We start from the raw sequence: 17,759 nt of genomic DNA, 5'->3' as shown, positions 1-17,759 counted from the left end.
GCGGCGCGCATGAATTTTCCGTTGCCGCCATTACAGAATTTACCACAACGCCGCGAATTCAAATACACTAGGGAAGCTCTGATCAAGCCCGTTCGTGGTGAGCCTGTCGAACCACGAACGATTGGCGGCCCTGTCATCACAGTGTTTGCCGTTCACCCTTCGACAAGCTCAGGGCGAACGGAATGACTTAATCAGATTTTCCCTAGCGGGCGTCACCAATATAACTGTTATCAAACCAGACAGAACTTGACCAATATACTTTTTGTCGCAAGCGAAGCTCATCCGCTGATCAAAACCGGCGGGCTGGGCGATGTCGCCGGCAGTCTGCCGGTCGCCCTGCAATCCTCGCACACCGACGTGCGCCTGCTCCTGCCTGCCTACCACGATGCCGTGGCGCGCGCCGGCAGGCTGAAAACTGTGACGACGTTGACGGTTCCCGGCCTCGATGCGCCGGTCCGGATTCTGGAAGGCCGGCTTCCCGGCACGTCATTGATCACATGGCTTGTCGATTTCCCTCCGGCCTACGACCGGCCCGGCAACCCCTATCTCGATGCGCTTGGTCAACCCTGGCCGGACAACGCCATGCGCTTTATGCTGCTGGCGCACGTGGCGGTCACGCTCGCGCTTGGCCGCACCCGGCTCAAATGGCGGCCCGATGTCGTGCATTGTCATGACTGGCAAACGGGTCTGGTGCCCGTACTGCTGGCGCCGGAAAAAAATCGGCCGGCCACGGTTTTCACCATTCACAACCTGGCCTATCAAGGTTTGTTTCCCTATAAGACTTTTACCGCATTGGGTCTTCCCGCTTCGCTCTGGTCGCCCGGTGCCCTGGAATTTCATGACCAGTTGTCGTTTATCAAAGGCGGAATCGCCTTTGCCGACCGTCTGACCACCGTGAGTCCCACGTATGCACACGAAATCCAGACACCGGAATTCGGAAGCGGTCTGGAAGGTCTGCTGCATCAGCGCGCGGAACGATTAACAGGCATCTTGAACGGCATAAATGGCGAGGAGTGGGATCCGGCATGTGATCCGTTTATCGCCAAACCCTATTCCGCGCACCGTCTCCAAGACAAACTGCCCAACAAGCTCGCGCTGCAAAAGAAATTCGGCCTGCCCGGGGAACCGCAGACAAGCTTGATCGGCATGGTGGGAAGACTGGTGCAGCAAAAAGGCATTGACCTGGTTCTCGAGACGCTGCCCGGACTCATGCACCGGCCGCTGCAACTCGTGATTCTGGGCACGGGCGAGGCCGGCTATGAAGCGGCGTTGCGCGCACAGGTGGCGCGATATCCCGGGCGCTTGGCGGTACATATCGGTTATGACGAACGCCTGGCGCATCTGATCGAGGCCGGGGCGGACATGTTCCTGATGCCGTCGCGCTTCGAGCCGTGTGGACTGAATCAGCTTTACAGCCTGCGCTACGGGACCATCCCGATCGTGCGGCATGTCGGCGGGCTGGCCGACACCGTGGTGGATGCCACCGAAGAAAACCTCAAGGCTGGAAAAGCCACGGGTGTCGTGCTCGCCGAGGCGCGCGCGGTGGCGCTCCTCACCGCCGTGGACCGTGCCCTTGTATTGCGTCAAAACACCCGCCGGTGGAATCAAATGATGCGCACAGGCATGCGACACGATTTCACCTGGCACCACAGTGCGGCGGAGTACCTGCGGCTCTATAAACAGACCGTACAGGCGAACCGACAACATCAGGACAATGAGCCCAACAGGAAGGATGCGCATGTCCCTGGGAAAAGAGGAAAACGATCCGGACCGAAGCATTGATGCCGAGGCGGTAGTCCTCGACATCACACGGCGGCTGGCCGCCGAGTTGCGCTCTCACCCCGCCACTGCCAGGGAAATAACGCTCGACAGTCTTCTAGATCGGGAGCTGGGGTTTGACAGTTTGGGAAGGGTGGAACTACTTGCCCGTATTGAGCGTGTATTCGATGTGAGTCTCATGGAACGGGCGCTGGCAGCGGTGGAAACGCCGCGCGACCTGCTGCGCGCGGTGCAAGTCGCCAGGCCGGGTCATTTGCCGTTGACACCCACCCCGCCGCAACCTTCTCCGCTTCCGGGCACAATGGAACTACCGCCGCCGGAGGCGAATACCTTGCTGACGGTCCTGGACTGGCATGTGCGTGCTCATCCCGCGCGCCCGCATATCTATCTGATCACGGAAACCGGAAATGAAGAGGAAATTTCCTATGCCGTTCTGCAACAGCGCGCGGATGCCGTGGCTGCTGGCTTGCGGAAACGCGATTTGCAGCCCGGCCAGACGGTGGCAATCATGCTTCCCACGAGTCTGGAATATTTTTTCAGTTTCTACGGTGTGTTGCGGGCCGGCGGTATTCCGGTCCCGATCTACCCGCCCGCGCGGCTGTCGCAGATCGAGGAACATCTGCGCCGCCATGCGCGCATCCTCGACAATGCCGGCGCCGCGATGCTGATCACCGTCGCGGAAGCGAAACCCTTCGCGCGGCTGCTGCGTCTGCACGTGGAGGGGCTGCACACGGTCATCACCCCCGAAGAAATCGTCGAGGCCGCGGCGCCGGCGGGCCAGGCTGCGCCCGCGGTGCAGGCGCAGGATATTGCCATGCTGCAATACACCTCCGGCTCCACCGGAAACCCCAAAGGGGTGATTCTCACGCACGCCAACCTGCTGGCGAACATCCGTACCATGGGCCAGGCGATCGGCGCCAGCTCAAGCGATGTGTTCGTCAGCTGGATGCCGCTGTATCACGACATGGGCCTGATCGGCGCCTGGCTTGGAAGCCTGTACTATGCCGTGCCGCTGGTGGTGATGTCACCGCTCACCTTTCTCACGCGACCGGAGCGGTGGCTGTGGGCGATCCATCGGCACCGCGCGACACTCTCGGGCGCGCCCAACTTCGGCTACGAACTTTGCCTGCGTCGCCTCCAGGACCGCGACATCGAGGGCCTGGACCTGAGTTCCTGGCGCGTGGCATTCAACGGCGCCGAGCCGGTCAGCCCCGATACCATTGCCCGGTTCCAGGAACGATTCGCGCACTACGGTTTACGGCACGAAACCATGTACCCGGTGTTCGGGTTGGCGGAATGCTCCGTGGGCCTGGCCTTCCCGCCACCCGGGCGCGCGCCCGTCATCGATCGCATCAACCGCGAGGTGTTCATGCGTGAAGGTCGGGCCGTGCCCGCCGCGGCGGACGACACGAACGCGCTGCGCTTTGTCGCCTGCGGACAACCCCTGGCCGGGCACCAGATTCGCCTTGTCGATTCCACCGGCTACGAGGTAAGCGAACGTGTAGAAGGCCAACTCGAGTTTAAGGGGCCTTCGGCGACTTCCGGTTATTTTCGCAACCCGGAGCAAACCCGGCGTCTGTTTCACGACGGATGGCTGGATTCAGGCGATCTCGCCTACATGGCCGGCGGCGACGTGTACATCACCGGGCGCGTGAAAGACATCATCATCCGCGCCGGGCGCAATATCTACCCGCATGAACTGGAAGAGGCGATCGGTAACCTGCCGGGCATACGCAAGGGGTGCATCGCCGTATTCGGCAGTATCGATCGCGCCACCGCTACCGAGAAGCTGGTGATACTGGCGGAAACGCATGAGACGGAACCAGACGCGCGGGAACGGTTGCAAACCGCGATCACCGCTCTCGCGGTGGACCTGGCCGGCGCCGCGCCGGATGATGTGGTGCTCGCGCCCCCGCACACCGTGCTCAAAACCTCGAGCGGCAAGGTACGACGCGCCGCCAGCCGCGATCTGTATGAACGCGGCCGCCTAACCGCACCCACACGCCCCGCGTGGCGACAGATTCTGCATCTGGCCTGGACCGGCATGACGCCACAACTACGCCGGGCCGCGCGCGGGGCCGGCGCCATGCTGTATGCGCTCTATGCCTGGATGCTGTTCTGGATATTGGCGCCGCCGGTCTGGCTGGCAGTGGCAGCGCTTCCGCGCCCCGCCTGGGCACTGGCCGTCATTCGCGCCGCGGCAAGAATATTGCAGCGGTTATCCGGCGTGTCCTTACACGTGCAGGATCTCGACAAACTGCCGCGCGGCCCGTACCTAATCGCGGCCAACCACGCGAGTTATCTGGATAGCATCGTTCTTGCCGCGGTGTTGCCCGGAGAATTCAGTTTCGTTGCCAAGCGCGAGCTTACCGCGCGTTTTGTCGCTCGCTTGTTTTTGCGGCATATCGGAGCGGAATTCGTGGAGCGTTTCGAGCTGGCACGCGGCGTGGAAGACGCGCGCGTCGTGGCACGCGCCGCGCGCCGCGGGAAAACACTGGTTTTTTTTCCCGAAGGCACCTTCACGCGCACACCGGGCCTGTTGCCGTTTCACATGGGCGCTTTCGTCGCCGCCGCCGAGGCGGGCGTGCCGCTCGTGCCCGTAACCATCCGCGGCACCCGCTCCATCCTGCGGTCGGACCAGTGGTTCCCGCGCCGCGGAACGGTGGCTGTCACAATCGGCACACCGGTCCCACCCGAAGGTGCCGACTGGGCGGCGGCGATCCGGCTGCGCGATGCCGCGCGCGCGGAAATCCTGCGGCATTGCGGCGAACCCGATCTGTCCGATCGGCCACCGCCCGCCTGAGACAGTCCGATTTCCTTCGCTTTCAGCGCGATAAAAAATCCGCCACCGCTTTCATTCGGCTTCGGTGAATTGCATCGGTGGCATCCTGGAACGGGTGCGCAAACTCCGTGCGCTGCACGACCCGCGCGCCTCGAAATTTTGCCGCAAACAGAAGCTCCTGTATTTCTTGCGGGCGCACCACGCGGTCGCGCCCGCCGGCGATGATCTCGAGGCGGGAGCTGTCCGCCGGTAAATGATTGATTGGATCGTATTGCTCCGGGCAACCCAGCGGCGATATCCGGCTGGGCGAGGAATCGATAACCAGTGAGGAATAATCGCCGCTCTCACCCGCGGCGTTCAGCAGGATGACTCCGCCCATCGACATGCCGTACAGCGCATGGCGGTGATAGGGCTGGGTGTTGAGGTTCGCAATGATCTCCCGGTAATCGGAAATAATCGCGGTCAGGCGGCTCCTGCCCTCGGAAAGGCCGTAACCGCGATAATCGTAAACGTAAACATCGAATCCCTGATCGCGAAAGTATTGCAACTCGCCCATGATCTGATCGGCAAGCATCGCATTGCCCTGCGCCACCAGAAGATAGCCATTGGGTGCGGCGGCGCGCAGCCGGTAACCGCCCAGGGTCCGGCCGTCTCCGGCCGTGAATGTCAGACGGTCGATATCGCGAATCCCGGCGACGCGCCCGGCGTCGGCCGACCCGGCCGCGCGGCGGAACAACCAGAACGCCAGCGGCTCGCGGATAAATCCGCAGACGCTGGCTTCCGGCGCGCGCGTGCTTGGGTCCATTTTCCCGATACCGGGTGCAGCCGCGTCGGTCCCGCTGTTTGCGCTCATCAGGGCCGCCGCTAACAACATGATTCCCCGCGTCCGTTCGAACGGCACGTCCTTATGTCGCCACGGTTCGAGATGCACCGAGCCGCACCGCGGTTTTGCCGTTGCATGCCCGCAGCAGCGTCCAGTAACCGAGGGCATTGACGGGTGTCCGTTCCGCCACGTCCAGCCCGGATTCACGCAGAAAATTCTCAAGGGAAAAATCCGGATGGAATCCCATCAGCCGGGACAGCGGAGCAAACAGCCGCTCCAGCCCGCCCACCACCGGATTGGTGTGCTGGAAATGATTCACGATGAAAAGCTCGCCGCCCGGCCGGCATACGCGGCGCATCTCGGATACCAGACGCGCCGGATGCGGCGCGACCGACACGACATACATCGCTACCACCTTGTCGAAGCTATTATCGGGAAATTGCAGGAACTCTGCATCCATCAACCGCAGCACCATCACGTGATCGAGATGCAACCGGATCGTACGGGCGTGAGCGCGCGCGAGCATTTCCCGCGATATATCGATGCCTGTCACATGTACGCCCCGCGGATAGAGCGGCAGAGACAGGCCCGTACCCACCCCTACCTCGAGAATGCGATCGCCGGAGCGGCAATGCATCTTCTCGATAATCGCCTTGCGCCCAGGCTGAAGCAACGCGCCAAAGTAAATATCATAACCCTGGGCGTAACGTCGATAGACCTTCTGGATGGCATTGATATCCACGCGCATAACTCCCTTGCACTGGTGTCATGCCTGAGTCTCGCCGTACACGCGCCCGGTTGCCCGGGCAACATCTCAAGCGCCTGGCGCCGTGTGCGTCTTCACTTCACCGCGCTGGCGCCGGGCGAAATCTTCCAGCTGACGGGTAATGGCGACAAAAGCGTCGCGGATGGCGACATAGATATCTTCATCCTGGGCGCGGTTCGCCACCAATTCGGCGCCCGGGACGGTGAGATCGATACGCACGCTGTAGAGTTTTCCCTGGTGTTGGTGCCGTTGTGGCGATTCCACCACCACCCGGCAACTGTTGATCTTGTCGTAAAAGCGGCCTAATTTGTCGGCCTTTTCCCGGATGCGGGATTCCACGGCTTCGGATTGCGGCATGTCCTTCAAAGTTACCTGTAATGGAATCTGCATGATCATGCTCCCCCTTTGATGCATCGGTGACCGGGCAACAGTGACTCTTTGCGCTGAGACGTCTTGTAGGACAAAAGCATACGCTGATTTTATATCTTTCGCTCCTTGTAATGTCTGTCCAACCAGCAGCGCGGCAGATGTTCGCCTGAGAGAAACAGCATGTCGGCCTTGCGAAACCCGGTCGGATCCTGCATTTCTTCGCCGGCGTGAAATCGTCCCTTGAAATCGGTCCTGAACGGATCGAACAAGGCTTCGAGGTCCATCACCTCAACAATATTGCTGCTGGGTTTATGCTTCAAAAACATGGTACCTCCGCATTCCACCTGCCATCGCCGGGGTCAGGAATTTCTGGCACTCCTGGCCGCGGCAAAACAATCCTCGCGCCACCGGCAACCGGTTTGATCGCACACTCCGCCATAGGCCGTGGCGAAACAATCGAAATTGCCTTCCTTGATCTGGATCGCCTTGATCAACTCGGCTTTGCCGGCTTGGCCCGGGTCCAGCCCCTGCTCGCGGGCTATCTCGCGTACTCTCTGGATTTTCATGATTTCGCCTCCTTGAGAAATGTGAGAAGTTCCAAAGATACGCCTGCACATCTGACAAAATCATGACGCCGCAGGCGCGGTTCGACTTTGACCGATGTCAATAAATCACAGCTGTACTGACAGCGCCATAGGCCGGGCGTTCACTCCCGTTTTCGGCCCGGGCCTTTACAATTCCGGCCAGGAGTGAAAGGATGGCGGTGACTCGATGAATGTTATTTTCCAACGCGCTTTGCCCTAACCCTGCAAGCAAAGGGTAGCTTTATGACGACCAAAACCCTCACCGAACTTCGCGCCCAGGCCCGCGCCCGTGGCTTGAAGGGATATTCAAAAATGTCCCGCGGCGAACTTGAACGCCTGCTGACCGGGAGCGACTCGCCGAAACCGGCCGCCGCGAAAAAACCGGAAAAAACTCCGTCCGCGAAAAAAGCATCGGCGACCAAATCCAAAGCCGCACGGGCACCGGCTAAACCGGCGTTCGCCCGCGGGAAAAAGAAACCGGCGGCAACGCGCGCACCAACCACGACGCCGGCGGCGGCTCCGTCCGCGCCGCTACCCCGATGGGAATGGGCCGACGACATCGCCCGCCAGTCTACCGAGGAAGAGCGGGTCGAAAGCGCCAAATACGCGACAGCCCCGCCCGGCAGCGCCGCTGCGCCCGCCGTGACGGCGGCCGATCTCGGCGAAGATATCGATAATCTGCCGCCAGTCACCGAGGCAACGCTTTGTCTGTTGCCGCAGAAACCGGGCGTGTTGCACGGCTATTGGGTCATTCCGCCGAACACCATGCCAAACTCCCGATCGCTCAAGTTGCGGCTGGGGCGCATCGTCCGCGATGCCTTTGAAATCGTCGAGGAAATATCCCTGCCGCACGAGCGCGGCCACTGGTATTTCCATCTCGATGAATCCGCCGACACCGGCGCGATTTATTTGCAGCTCGGCTATTACGAAGCGGACGGAAGTTTCGTCACCGCCACACGCCGCGGCATCGCGCGCATCCCGAGCCTGCACGCCTCCGAGCGCACCGATCGCCTGTGGTGGGTGAGCGAAAAACAATTCCGCGCCATGTACCGGCGCGCCGGTGGCATCGTGCGTGGGGGGCGCCTGGGCTGGGCCGCTTCCATCAGCAGTCCGGGCGGCGCGCCTCCCGCGCCCTCCTCCGAACGTCTCGCCTGGCCGGGTAACATCAGCAGCCCGCATAAATAAAGGATCGCGCCAGCTCCCGGCTGATTATGGATCCCAAAGGCTACTTCGCGCTCGTCCTGCACGCGCACCTGCCGTTCGTGCGCCATCCGGAACACGACCGCTTCCTCGAAGAAGACTGGTTTTTCGAGGCGCTCACCGAAACCTACCTGCCATTGCTCAACGTCTTCGAGGGGCTCGCGTCACATGGCGCGCATTTCCGCGTGACGATGTCGCTCACGCCGACCCTGCTCTCGATGATGACCGACCCGCTGCTGCAGCAGCGTTACGTGCGTTATCTCGACGAACGGCTCGAAGCACTGAAGGGCGAGAGTCGCCGTACCGAGAACGATGCGTATTTTCATCCGGTGGTGCAGTTCTATACCGACCTGTATGCGCGCCTGCGTCGCCGCTTCGTCGAGCAGGATCGACTCGACGTCACACAGGCGTTCCGCCGCCTGATGGAAGCCGGCTACCTCGACATTCTCACCTGCGGCGCCACTCATGGTTATTTCCCGCTGCTCGCAGTCAACGCGGAAAGCCTCTACGCCCAGCTCTCGATGGCGGTGCGCACGCATCAGCGCATCCTCGGCCGGCGCCCACGCGGCATCTGGCTGCCGGAGTGCGGCTACAAGCCGGGCGTGGACCGGCTGCTGCGCGAATTCGGCATCGAGTATTTCATTCTGGACTCGCACGGCCTGCTCAACGCCGATCCGCGGCCGAAGTACGGCGTGCATCGCCCGGTCCGCACGCCCGCCGGTCCCGCGGCGTTCGCGCGCGACTACGAATCGAGCAAGCAGGTCTGGGCCGCGGAAGAAGGCTATCCGGGCGATCCCACCTATCGTGAGTTCTATCGCGACGCCGGTTTCGACGTGCACGATCCGCATATCGCGAAACTGCGTCACGCCGGCATTTCGACTTTCACCGGTCTGAAATATCACCGCATAACCGGCAAGACCGCCTGGAAAGAACCGTACCACCCCGGTTGGGCGCGCGAGCGCGCGTCGGAACACGCGGGTCATTTCATGTTCAACCGCCAGATGCAGGTCGGTTGGCTGGCGTCGTTCTTCGATCGCCCGCCGATCATCCTCGCGCCTTATGACGCCGAGCTTTTCGGTCATTGGTGGTTCGAGGGTCCGCAGTGGATTGATTTCCTGCTGCGCAAGATCGCTTACGACCAGAGCGATATAAAAACCATCACGCCGTCGGAATATCTCGACCGCTTCGGCGATCTGCAGCCGGTCTCGCCGCCCGAGTGCAGCTGGGGCGCGGGAGGATTTCACGAGGTGTGGCTGAACGGTTCCAACGACTGGATTTATCCGTACCTGCATGCCGCCGCCGAGCGTATGAGCACGCTGGTACAGCGTTTTCCCAATGCGGATGGTTTACAACGCTGGGCACTGGATCAAACCGCGCGCGAGCTGCTGCTGGCGCAATCGAGCGACTGGCCGTTCATCATGAAAACTGGAACCAGCGTGGAATACGCCGTGCGACGTTTCAAAACCCACCTGCATCGTTTCCACCGGATTGCAGACATGGTCGAGTCAGGGAACTACGACGAGAACTATCTGCGAGAAGTCACCGCGCGCGACAGCCTGTTTCCGGACATGGATTACCGGATATTTCAGAACAGGCCGTTGGTTTAAATTAAATTCCCCCACTCCAACAGAATAACGTAACGTGCGCTACACGCACGGTCATGCTGAAACTCATATCGTGCGCATAGCTCACGCTACATTGATATTACAACCGGCTTGCCGCCCGCACCGCGCCGATCAGGCCCACGCGCGGGTCGATTACCACTTGCACCGGAACGGCCTCCACGTACGACCGCATCCTGCCCTTGTTGAGAAACGCGCGCATGAATCGGCCGTCGGTGAGTCTGGATAGAATTTTCGGCGCGATGCCGCCCGCGATGTAAACACCACCAGTGGCCCCGGCGGTCAGCGCGAGATTGCCCGCCTGTGCGCCGTAGATGTCTACGAGCAGATCCAGCGCCCGGTTTGCCAGTGGATCGTTTTGCTCGAGTGCGGCGCGGGTAATGATCGCCGCCGGATCGTCGCATCGCATGGCTTCGGCCACAGCCGGCGACTCCGATACCTCACCGCGCGCTTTCATGAAAGCATACAGGTCGACCAGACCATGGCCGGAGAGAACCAGTTCCCAGGAAGTGCGGCCGTGGGTTTTCAGCAGATACCGCACCAGATCGAGCTGCAGCTCATCCGTGGGGGCGAAATTCGCATGCCCGCCTTCGGTCGCCAGCGGAGAATAGTGGTCATCATTCCAGACGAGAATTCCCTGGCCCAGCCCGGTTCCGGCCCCGATTATCGCGCGTGGGGCGTGCCGGACCGACCGGCCTTTCTGTAAAACGACAAGGTCTTTTTTCGCCAGCGCCTCGATGCCATAACCGACGGCCTGGAAGTCGTTGATCAGGCGCAGTGCGGAAAATTTGAACTTGCGTATGAGATCCGGTCCGTGGATTTCCCACGGCAGATTGGTGACCTTGACGCTCTCGCCCCTTGCGGTTTGCACCACCGGCCCGGCGATGCCGAAGCAGGCCGCCTTGACGCTTTGCTTCTTATCTTCTTTCAGGAATTCACGGATGATGGATGACAGGCTGTCGTAAGCTCCGCTGTCGAACCGCTGCTCGCGCACGGGACGGCATCGTCCCGCCCTGCATTCCGCGATTTGCAGCAGTGTCTTGGTCCCGCCGATGTCGCCCGCCAGCACGCGCATGTCGATTCAACCCAGGTATCGGGGACAGGACATCACATTGTGAGGAGCTTGGCAAGATTGCTATACTGCGCGCCTCAAGCCGGGGTGGCGGAACTGGTAGACGCGCCAGACTCAAAATCTGGTGGTGGTGACACCGTGTCGGTTCGATTCCGACCCTCGGTACCATATATCAAGCGGTTACAGTTACAGTAAATCCGGATCAGGACTGTGCGACGGGAATCTTTAGATCAGATCCTGTTTGGAAACGCCTCCGATCTGGAACTTAGCCTCAATTAGTTTTTGAGCGTTTCATTATGGTCCCGGAGTTTCCGTTGTTATGTCGATTACGTTCCCAATTCCTGGAGCGTACGCAGGAAAGTGATGACATCTCCCCGGCTTAACATGCCGATGACATGGTGATCCCGGACGACGGGCAACTGGTTGACGCCATCGCGGTCCATCTCCTTGAGGGCGGCCCACAGCTCGGTATCAGGATCGATACATTTTAACTGTTCCAAGGGAAGCATGGCCTGAGCAACACTCGTCGTTGCCCAATCGCGACGCGGCACTTCCTTGATCCGGTGCAAAGTCATCAAACCTACGGTGTTGTCTCCGCGGTTGACGAGAAAACAGCGTTGCCCGCCACCGAGGATGTGTTCGTCCACCAACTGCTGTAGCGTTATATCGGTGGGAACGGCGGCGCAACGCGGGCTCATGGCCTGCGAGACTCTATGGCCTGCCAGCAAATCCTGAAACATCACTTGCTGCACCTGGGCGGAAGCCGCGTTGTCGAGAAACCAGCCGATGAACGCGATCCAAAGCCCTCCGCCAAAGTTGCCGCTGAACATCTGCCAGATGCCGGCGAAGATAAACAGAAAAGCAAAGAACCGACCGACGTTTGCTGCAATGAGGGTCGCCCGGCGCATTTTTCCCGTGATCGCCCACACAATCGCCCGGAACACGCGACCGCCGTCGAGTGGGTAACCGGGAATCAGGTTGAACAGCACCAGGGCCAGGTTGATGTAGACCAGGTACTTTGCCAGACCCAAGAGGGGTTCCATGCCAGCTGCCAGCGGCTGCACCGTGTAGAAAAGGACCGCCAGGACCAGGCTCACAAGCGGGCCCGCGGTCGCAATAAGAAACTCGGCGCTGGCGCTGGGCGGGTCCGCCCCAATCTGAGCAACACCCCCGAAGAGGAAAAGCGTAATGCTGCGCACCGGAACTCTGTACCGCAGTGCTACCACAGAGTGCCCAAGTTCATGGAGCAGGACGCTCACAAAGAGCATGATGGCCGTTACCGCGCCCATGAACCAGTACAGCAGCGGAGGCCAGTCTTTGAACTCGGCGGGATAGTAACTACCCGCCAACATCCAAGTAAGCAGCGCAAAGATCACAAACCAGGAGTAATCCAAACCAATCGAAATCCCTAGAATCCTGCCTAACGGGATGTTGTGTCGAGTCATGAGCGTTCTCTCTTCTTGGTGCGCCGGCCTACCCATTCCATGGGTAGCGGCCAACGATGCCCTTGAGCGCTGTTACCCCGGCAATACTGCCTGGTTGCATGGTTTCCACGTTCGCAATCCTCCATTCAAAATCCAATCACCGCTGCCATTAGGATGTGAGCGGCTTCCAGCGGAATCGCCAGGCCATCGTGGTGCGGTATGAGCCGCGCCGTATAGTCCATCGCCGGGCGGACAGTAGGCACCCGCGCGCGATAGGCGTAGCCGTTTATAGCGCCCACCAGTTGCCGCACACGCTTCATCTCCTGCCGCACTGGAGCGCCGTCCCGGACTCCGTCGACATAGATCTCGACCCGCACGGCCTTCCGGGTCAAGGTCATCGAGATACACCTGAACCTGTGCCTGGCGAAATGCTACTTTGTACCATAACCCATAACAATTTCGCAGCCTTGCCAATTCGGCACGCGCGCGTAGCATCGACATGATGAGGTCTGTGCTATTTCTCTTCGCGCATTTCGTCACCACCCTCGCCAGACTGCTCGGTCCCGGTTGCATCAAAGCGGTGCTGGCAGAGAACCTGCAGGGTCGCCTCCTGGGGCGTTTTTCCGTTTTTACTCTTGATTGGCGCCGTTGCGATGATTGTCGCACTGGGCAAGACACTCAGGGGTTATTACTCTTATAATACTGAGCTCTGTTGCACAGAGAGGCTCCATGCGCTCAACCATGAGAAAGTTCAGGGACAACCGGTTGGCGAAGGAAATCACCGTCGTCCTGTTGGTGAAGCTATTCCTGATCTTCGGCCTGTGGTACGCGTTTTTCAATCACCCCATCGACCGGCAACTCACCGATCGCAGCGTCAGCGCGGTGATTCTCGGCCGTGGCGGCGCAGCGGCGCGCTGAACACGGCCCGGATATTATTCAAGGAGGATGCACATGGTCTCGGAAACTGTGGTGGACCTTTCGCGATTGCAGTTCGCCGTTACCGCCCTCTATCACTTCCTGTTCGTACCCCTGACCCTCGGACTCAGCTTCATACTCGCCATCATGGAGTCGGTGTACGTCATGACCGGGCGCGAGATCTACAAGGACATGACGCGATTCTGGGGCAAACTGTTCGGCATCAACTTCGCCATGGGCGTGGCCACCGGCATCACCATGGAATTCCAGTTCGGCACCAATTGGGCCTACTACTCGCATTACGTCGGAGACATTTTCGGCGCGCCCCTGGCGATCGAAGGGCTGATGGCGTTTTTTCTGGAGTCGACCTTCGTCGGGCTGTTCTTTTTCGGTTGGGACCGCCTGAACAGAGTGCAGCACCTGATGGTGACCTGGCTCGTGGCCGTCGGCTCCAGTCTCTCGGCGCTGTGGATACTGATCGCCAACGGCTGGATGCAGAATCCCGTGGGCGCGGTCTTTAACTACGAAACCATGCGCATGGAGCTCACGAGCTTCGCCGACCTGTTCTTCAATCCCGTGGCGCAGGTGAAGTTCGTGCACACCGTGGCTTCCGGCTACGTCACCGGCTCCATGTTCGTCCTGGCGATCAGCGCCTATTACCTGCTCAAGGGACGCGACTTGGCGTTCGCGCGCCGCTCGTTCGCGGTCGCGGCCGGATTCGGTCTCGCCTCGGCGCTCTCCGTCATCGTGCTGGGCGACGAAAGCGGCTACACCCTGGGCGACGTGCAAAAGGTCAAGCTCGCGGCGATCGAATCGGAGTGGGAGACGCAGAAGCCGCCCGCGGCGTTCACGCTCTTCGGCCTGCCGGACCAGGAACACGAGACGACGCAAGATGCTATCCGTATCCCCTACTTGCTCGGGCTGATCGCGACACGCTCGGTGGACCAGCCCGTCATCGGCATCAAGGAGCTGGTGGTGCAGCACGAAAAGCGCATCCGCAGCGGCATGATCGCCTATCGCATGCTGGAGCGGCTGCGCACCGGCGACAAGAACGCCGCCGTCAAGGCGGCGTTCGAGGCGCGCAGCCAGGATCTGGGTTACGGCCTGCTGCTCAAGCGCTACACGCCCAACGTGACCGATGCCACCGAGGCGCAGATCCGTGACGCGGCGCAGGACACGATCCCGCGCGTGGCGCCGCTTTTCTGGACATTCCGGATCATGGTCGCCGCCGGATCCCTTATGCTGTTCATCTTCGCGGCGGCGTTCTACTTTTGCGCGCGCCGTACCGCCGATCGCAAGCGCTGGCTGCTGCGTCTGGCGCTCTACGGCCTGCCGCTGCCGTGGATCGCCGTGGAATGCGGCTGGATCGTCGCCGAATACGGACGCCAGCCGTGGGCCATCGGCGAAGTGTTGCCGACTTTTCTGGGCACCTCCACCCTGGCGACGTCCGACCTGATATTCAGCATCGCCGGGTTCGTGGGTTTTTATACGCTGCTGCTCACGGCCGATTTGTTCCTGATGTTCAAGTACGCGCGTCTCGGCCCGAGCAGCCTGCATACCGGCCGCTACGCGTTGGAGACCGGTAGCCGGCAGACAAGGAGCGACCCATGATCTTCGATTACGAAACCCTGCGTGTCATCTGGTGGGTACTCATCGGTGCACTGTTCGTCGGTTTTGCCCTGACCGACGGCTTCGACATGGGCGTTGGAACGCTGCTGCCGTTCCTCGGGCGCAACAACGACGAACGCCGCGTCATGATCAACACCGTCGGCCCGCATTGGGACGGCAACCAGGTGTGGTTCATCCTGGCGGGCGGTGCGATCTTCGCGGCCTGGCCGCTGGTCTACGCCGCGGCCTTCTCAGGCTTCTACGTCGCCTTGCTCCTGGTGTTATTCGCGCTGTTCTTCCGGCCGGTTGGCTTCGATTATCGGAGCAAGGTCGACGACCCGCGCTGGCGCTCGGCCTGGGATTGGGGGTTGTTCGCCGGCAGCGCCGTGCCCGCCCTGGTGTTCGGCGTCGCCTTCGGCAATCTGCTGCAGGGCGTGCCGTTCTACCTCGATGGCAACCTGCGGGCGCACTACGACGGCTCGTTTTTCGGGCTGCTCAATCCGTTCGCGCTGCTCACCGGCATCGTCAGCCTGTCGATGCTGGTCATGCACGGCGCGACTTATCTGCAAATGCGCACCGATGGCGTGTTGCTTGAACGCGCGCGCGGCGCGGCGCGGCTCGCGGCGATCGCGCTCATCGTCACGTTCGCGCTCGCGGGGATCTGGCTCGGCTTCGGCATAGACGGTTACCGCATAACCACGATCCCGGCACTCGATGCGCCGTCGAATCCGCTTGCCAAAACGGTGGCACATGTCGCGGGCGCGTGGCTGGCCAACTACAAGACTTATCCTTGGGCGGTTATTGCACCGGTGCTCGGATTCGCCGGTGCCCTGGGCGTCCTGGTCTTCAGCGCCGCGCGGCGCGGCGCCCTGGCGTTTGTGTCCAGCGCCTTGTCGGTCATGGGCGTTATCGTCACGGCGGGCGTATCCATGTTTCCGTTCATCATGCCGTCCAGCCTGGAGCCGAACAGCAGCCTGACGGTGTGGGATGCGACCTCGAGCCCGTACACCCTGACACTCATGTTCTGGGCCACGCTCGTGTTCCTGCCCATCGTCTTGGGCTATACGATCTGGGTGTACAAGGTCATGGGCGGCAAGGTCACGGTGCAGCAGATGCGTGAACAGACGCACACGGTTTATTGAGGCAGACAGAGGAGAACGACAATGTGGTACTTCACCTGGATTTTAGGCGTGCTGCTGGCCTGCGCCTTCGGCATCGTCAACGTGATGTGGCTGGAATCGGAACACTGCCTCGGCAGGGACGACGAAGACGGATCGCCGCGCCGCTAAGGCGTTTTGATGGAACCGCCAACCTGTTGTCGAACCCGGCTTATTCCGAGGGTTCAAATCCGCCTTCACAAACCTCAAAAAATAATAGTTACCAGATCGGTCCGGACGTGTTCGAGCCCGCGACCGCTCCACAACAGCAGCGCGCGCACGGCGAGCAGCTCCGAGAGATAAGCCGCCCGGTGGCGTTCGAACCATTCGTCGTAGCGGCGATGATGGCGGACGAAGGGGGCCGTCTTCGGATTCGCCGCAACGCGCCCGGCGGCCATTTGTCGCTTCGTTACGCGCGAGTCCGGTGAGTCTTGTGCCATGGCAGCAGCCTCCTGGCGCCCAGCGAAAAGAGATAGGTTACGCCCGCGAGCAGGATGATGGTGGCGCCGGCGGGAAGGTCGGGCGCATAGGACAGCGCCAAGCCGCCGCAGGTAAACGCCATGCCCAGCACGATCGCGAGCGCCATGATCGGAACCAGTCGCGAGAGGTACTGCGCGGCGATCGCGGCGGGCAACGTGAGTAACGCGAGCACGAGGATCAATCCCACCACCTGGATCAACACCACGACGGTCAGTGCCACCAGACAGAGCAGCAGCAGGTGGAAAACCTCAACGCGGACTCCCCGCACCCGGGCGAACTCCTGATCAAATGACACCGCCAGAAATTGTTTGGAGAATAACGTTACGACCAGGATCGCGACCACATCCAGCGCCGCCATCACGTAGAGATCCGCGCGCGACACCATGAGGATGTTGCCGAAGAGGTAGCTCATCAGGTCCGCGTTGTAACCTGGCGTGCGGGAAATAAACAGAACGCCGACCGCCATGCCAACCGCCCACAGCGCCGCGATGATCGTGTCCTCGTTCTGGCGGAGCCGCAGGTTTACCCAGCCGATAATCAGCGCCGCGACGAGCGCGGCGACAAGGGCTCCGGATAGCGGGCTGGCGCCAAGGAAGTAGGCAATACCCATTCCTCCGAGCACCGAATGGGCGACGCCGCCGGCGACAAAGCTGATGCGCTTGGCCACCACGTAAGTGCCGATCACGCCGCAACCCAGGCTCGCGAGCAGCCCACCGATCAGCGCATGCTGCAGGAAGGTTTCGTGCGCGAGCGTTCCGAAAAAACCGCTCATGAGGGCACCCCCGGTTCCCGGTCGGTCACGTGCCGGATCATGCGCACCGGCGCCCCATAGAGCTGCTGGATCATCTCGCCTGAAATCGGGGATGCGGTATGGCACAGCAGCGTTCGGTTGAGACACGCAACGAGCGTTACGTACGGCGAAATGAAGCCGATGTCGTGCGACACCACGACAATGGTCATGCGTGCGTTAAGCGTCTTGAGCAGGTCGAAGATGTCGACCTCGGCGCGGAGATCGATATTGGAGGTCGGTTCGTCCAGCAGCAGGATGCGCGGCTCGCCGGCAAGGGCCCGGGCGATGAGCACGCGCTGCAACTGCCCGCCGGAGAGGGTCTCGATGGGACGCGCGCGCAGCTCCGCCACGCCGGTTTCCTCCATGGCGCGGCGCGCCAATGCACGGT

Annotated in this window: 19 protein-coding genes and 1 tRNA gene; 9 read left to right on the top strand and 11 right to left on the bottom strand. The window is 61.2% G+C overall.

Features of this window, described 5'->3' with window-relative positions; all coding sequences use genetic code 11:
- The first annotated feature begins 246 nt into the window (after positions 1-246).
- The gene (gene glgA, locus WB402_RS09270; protein WP_424207153.1) at positions 247-1,782 is read left to right on the top strand and encodes a glycogen synthase GlgA; all 1,536 of its coding nucleotides are present in this window, start codon (positions 247-249) and stop codon (positions 1,780-1,782) included.
- On the top strand, positions 1,739-4,582 hold the full coding sequence (locus tag WB402_RS09265; protein ID WP_424207151.1) for an AMP-binding protein: 2,844 nt from the start codon (positions 1,739-1,741) through the stop codon (positions 4,580-4,582). The genes glgA and WB402_RS09265 overlap by 44 nt, the downstream gene beginning before the upstream one ends.
- Before the next feature lie 22 nt (positions 4,583-4,604).
- Here WB402_RS09265 and WB402_RS09260 read toward each other — a convergent pair whose 3' ends face one another.
- The 5 genes from WB402_RS09260 to WB402_RS09240 all read right to left on the bottom strand — a co-directional run bounded on the left by WB402_RS09260 (position 4,605) and on the right by WB402_RS09240 (position 7,085).
- Positions 4,605-5,414 carry an alpha/beta hydrolase gene (locus tag WB402_RS09260; RefSeq protein ID WP_424207149.1) on the bottom strand — a complete coding sequence of 270 codons (810 nt, stop codon included), beginning with the start codon at positions 5,412-5,414 and terminating at the stop codon, positions 4,605-4,607.
- Between the two features lie 52 nt (positions 5,415-5,466).
- Entirely contained in the window at positions 5,467-6,126 is a 660-nt protein-coding gene (locus WB402_RS09255) for a class I SAM-dependent methyltransferase (RefSeq protein ID WP_424207147.1), read from the bottom strand.
- A gap of 72 nt (positions 6,127-6,198) precedes the next feature.
- A complete protein-coding gene (gene hpf / locus WB402_RS09250; RefSeq protein ID WP_424207145.1) occupies positions 6,199-6,540 on the bottom strand; it encodes a ribosome hibernation-promoting factor, HPF/YfiA family in 342 nt (113 codons plus the stop codon).
- An 89-nt stretch (positions 6,541-6,629) separates the two neighbouring features.
- A complete protein-coding gene (locus tag WB402_RS09245; RefSeq protein WP_424207144.1) occupies positions 6,630-6,845 on the bottom strand; it encodes an acetyltransferase in 216 nt (71 codons plus the stop codon).
- 33 nt (positions 6,846-6,878) lie between these two features.
- A complete protein-coding gene (locus tag WB402_RS09240; protein ID WP_424207142.1) occupies positions 6,879-7,085 on the bottom strand; it encodes an SAP domain-containing protein in 207 nt (68 codons plus the stop codon).
- A 261-nt stretch (positions 7,086-7,346) separates the two neighbouring features.
- Here WB402_RS09240 and WB402_RS09235 point away from each other — a divergent pair, with 261 nt between their 5' ends.
- Together WB402_RS09235 and WB402_RS09230 are read left to right on the top strand one after the other, a co-directional pair.
- Positions 7,347-8,288 carry a DUF4912 domain-containing protein gene (locus WB402_RS09235; RefSeq protein ID WP_424207140.1) on the top strand — a complete coding sequence of 314 codons (942 nt, stop codon included), beginning with the start codon at positions 7,347-7,349 and terminating at the stop codon, positions 8,286-8,288.
- A 26-nt stretch (positions 8,289-8,314) separates the two neighbouring features.
- Positions 8,315-9,910 (top strand): glycoside hydrolase family 57 protein, encoded by a 1,596-nt coding sequence (locus tag WB402_RS09230; protein ID WP_424207138.1) that lies wholly within the window; start codon positions 8,315-8,317, stop codon positions 9,908-9,910.
- A gap of 97 nt (positions 9,911-10,007) precedes the next feature.
- Here WB402_RS09230 and WB402_RS09225 read toward each other — a convergent pair whose 3' ends face one another.
- Positions 10,008-11,000: a glucokinase gene (locus WB402_RS09225; RefSeq protein ID WP_424207136.1), complete on the bottom strand. Its 993-nt coding sequence runs from the start codon at positions 10,998-11,000 to the stop codon at positions 10,008-10,010.
- 78 nt (positions 11,001-11,078) lie between these two features.
- On the opposite strand from WB402_RS09225, the gene WB402_RS09220 reads away from it, so the two are divergent.
- Positions 11,079-11,165: transfer RNA gene (locus tag WB402_RS09220), tRNA-Leu, on the top strand.
- Between the two features lie 158 nt (positions 11,166-11,323).
- Here the strand turns inward: WB402_RS09220 and WB402_RS09215 are convergent.
- The gene (locus WB402_RS09215; RefSeq protein ID WP_424207134.1) at positions 11,324-12,442 is read right to left on the bottom strand and encodes a site-2 protease family protein; all 1,119 of its coding nucleotides are present in this window, start codon (positions 12,440-12,442) and stop codon (positions 11,324-11,326) included.
- Between the two features lie 125 nt (positions 12,443-12,567).
- On the bottom strand, positions 12,568-12,819 hold the full coding sequence (locus WB402_RS09210) for a hypothetical protein (RefSeq protein WP_424207132.1): 252 nt from the start codon (positions 12,817-12,819) through the stop codon (positions 12,568-12,570).
- Positions 12,820-13,162: 343 nt separating this feature from the next.
- Here WB402_RS09210 and cydP point away from each other — a divergent pair, with 343 nt between their 5' ends.
- The 4 genes from cydP to cydX are packed head-to-tail and all read left to right on the top strand — an operon-like array spanning position 13,163 to position 16,233.
- Positions 13,163-13,339 carry a cytochrome oxidase putative small subunit CydP gene (gene cydP / locus WB402_RS09205; RefSeq protein ID WP_424207130.1) on the top strand — a complete coding sequence of 59 codons (177 nt, stop codon included), beginning with the start codon at positions 13,163-13,165 and terminating at the stop codon, positions 13,337-13,339.
- Between the two features lie 33 nt (positions 13,340-13,372).
- Positions 13,373-14,947 carry a cytochrome ubiquinol oxidase subunit I gene (locus tag WB402_RS09200; protein ID WP_424207128.1) on the top strand — a complete coding sequence of 525 codons (1,575 nt, stop codon included), beginning with the start codon at positions 13,373-13,375 and terminating at the stop codon, positions 14,945-14,947.
- On the top strand, positions 14,944-16,086 hold the full coding sequence (gene cydB / locus WB402_RS09195; RefSeq protein ID WP_424207126.1) for a cytochrome d ubiquinol oxidase subunit II: 1,143 nt from the start codon (positions 14,944-14,946) through the stop codon (positions 16,084-16,086). Before WB402_RS09200 ends, cydB begins: the two co-directional genes overlap by 4 nt.
- 21 nt (positions 16,087-16,107) lie before the next feature.
- Positions 16,108-16,233, top strand: a complete 126-nt coding sequence (cydX, locus tag WB402_RS09190) for a cytochrome bd-I oxidase subunit CydX (RefSeq protein ID WP_424207124.1) — start codon at positions 16,108-16,110, stop codon at positions 16,231-16,233.
- A 74-nt stretch (positions 16,234-16,307) separates the two neighbouring features.
- Here cydX and WB402_RS09185 read toward each other — a convergent pair whose 3' ends face one another.
- The 3 genes from WB402_RS09185 to WB402_RS09175 all read right to left on the bottom strand — a co-directional run.
- Positions 16,308-16,541, bottom strand: a complete 234-nt coding sequence (locus tag WB402_RS09185) for a hypothetical protein (RefSeq protein WP_424207122.1) — start codon at positions 16,539-16,541, stop codon at positions 16,308-16,310.
- Positions 16,511-17,353 (bottom strand): metal ABC transporter permease, encoded by an 843-nt coding sequence (locus WB402_RS09180; RefSeq protein ID WP_424207120.1) that lies wholly within the window; start codon positions 17,351-17,353, stop codon positions 16,511-16,513. Before WB402_RS09180 ends, WB402_RS09185 begins: the two co-directional genes overlap by 31 nt.
- Positions 17,350-17,759: metal ABC transporter ATP-binding protein (locus WB402_RS09175; protein ID WP_424207118.1), on the bottom strand; the 410-nt coding region annotated here is incomplete at its 5' end. The genes WB402_RS09180 and WB402_RS09175, both read right to left, overlap by 4 nt.

The sequence above is a fragment of the Sulfuricaulis sp. genome, from assembly GCF_049587675.1.
Classification (GTDB): Bacteria; Pseudomonadota; Gammaproteobacteria; order Acidiferrobacterales; family Sulfurifustaceae; genus Sulfuricaulis.
This window is presented reverse-complemented; position numbering and strand designations above follow the sequence as displayed.

Bases quoted from the DNA above. Each gene is read 5' to 3' on its own strand.
- WB402_RS09260 (WP_424207149.1), bottom strand. From the start codon at position 5,414: ATGAGCGCAAACAGCGGGACCGACGCGGCTGCACCCGGTATCGGGAAA.
- WB402_RS09210 (WP_424207132.1), bottom strand. From the start codon at position 12,819: ATGACCTTGACCCGGAAGGCCGTGCGGGTCGAGATCTATGTCGACGGA.
- WB402_RS09235 (WP_424207140.1), top strand. From the start codon at position 7,347: ATGACGACCAAAACCCTCACCGAACTTCGCGCCCAGGCCCGCGCCCGT.
- WB402_RS09230 (WP_424207138.1), top strand. From the start codon at position 8,315: ATGGATCCCAAAGGCTACTTCGCGCTCGTCCTGCACGCGCACCTGCCG.
- hpf (WP_424207145.1), bottom strand. From the start codon at position 6,540: ATGCAGATTCCATTACAGGTAACTTTGAAGGACATGCCGCAATCCGAA.
- cydP (WP_424207130.1), top strand. From the start codon at position 13,163: ATGAGAAAGTTCAGGGACAACCGGTTGGCGAAGGAAATCACCGTCGTC.
- WB402_RS09200 (WP_424207128.1), top strand. From the start codon at position 13,373: ATGGTCTCGGAAACTGTGGTGGACCTTTCGCGATTGCAGTTCGCCGTT.
- WB402_RS09225 (WP_424207136.1), bottom strand. From the start codon at position 11,000: ATGCGCGTGCTGGCGGGCGACATCGGCGGGACCAAGACACTGCTGCAA.
- WB402_RS09215 (WP_424207134.1), bottom strand. From the start codon at position 12,442: ATGACTCGACACAACATCCCGTTAGGCAGGATTCTAGGGATTTCGATT.
- cydX (WP_424207124.1), top strand. From the start codon at position 16,108: ATGTGGTACTTCACCTGGATTTTAGGCGTGCTGCTGGCCTGCGCCTTC.
- WB402_RS09240 (WP_424207142.1), bottom strand. From the start codon at position 7,085: ATGAAAATCCAGAGAGTACGCGAGATAGCCCGCGAGCAGGGGCTGGAC.
- WB402_RS09185 (WP_424207122.1), bottom strand. From the start codon at position 16,541: ATGGCACAAGACTCACCGGACTCGCGCGTAACGAAGCGACAAATGGCC.
- WB402_RS09180 (WP_424207120.1), bottom strand. From the start codon at position 17,353: ATGAGCGGTTTTTTCGGAACGCTCGCGCACGAAACCTTCCTGCAGCAT.
- WB402_RS09245 (WP_424207144.1), bottom strand. From the start codon at position 6,845: ATGTTTTTGAAGCATAAACCCAGCAGCAATATTGTTGAGGTGATGGAC.
- cydB (WP_424207126.1), top strand. From the start codon at position 14,944: ATGATCTTCGATTACGAAACCCTGCGTGTCATCTGGTGGGTACTCATC.
- WB402_RS09265 (WP_424207151.1), top strand. From the start codon at position 1,739: ATGTCCCTGGGAAAAGAGGAAAACGATCCGGACCGAAGCATTGATGCC.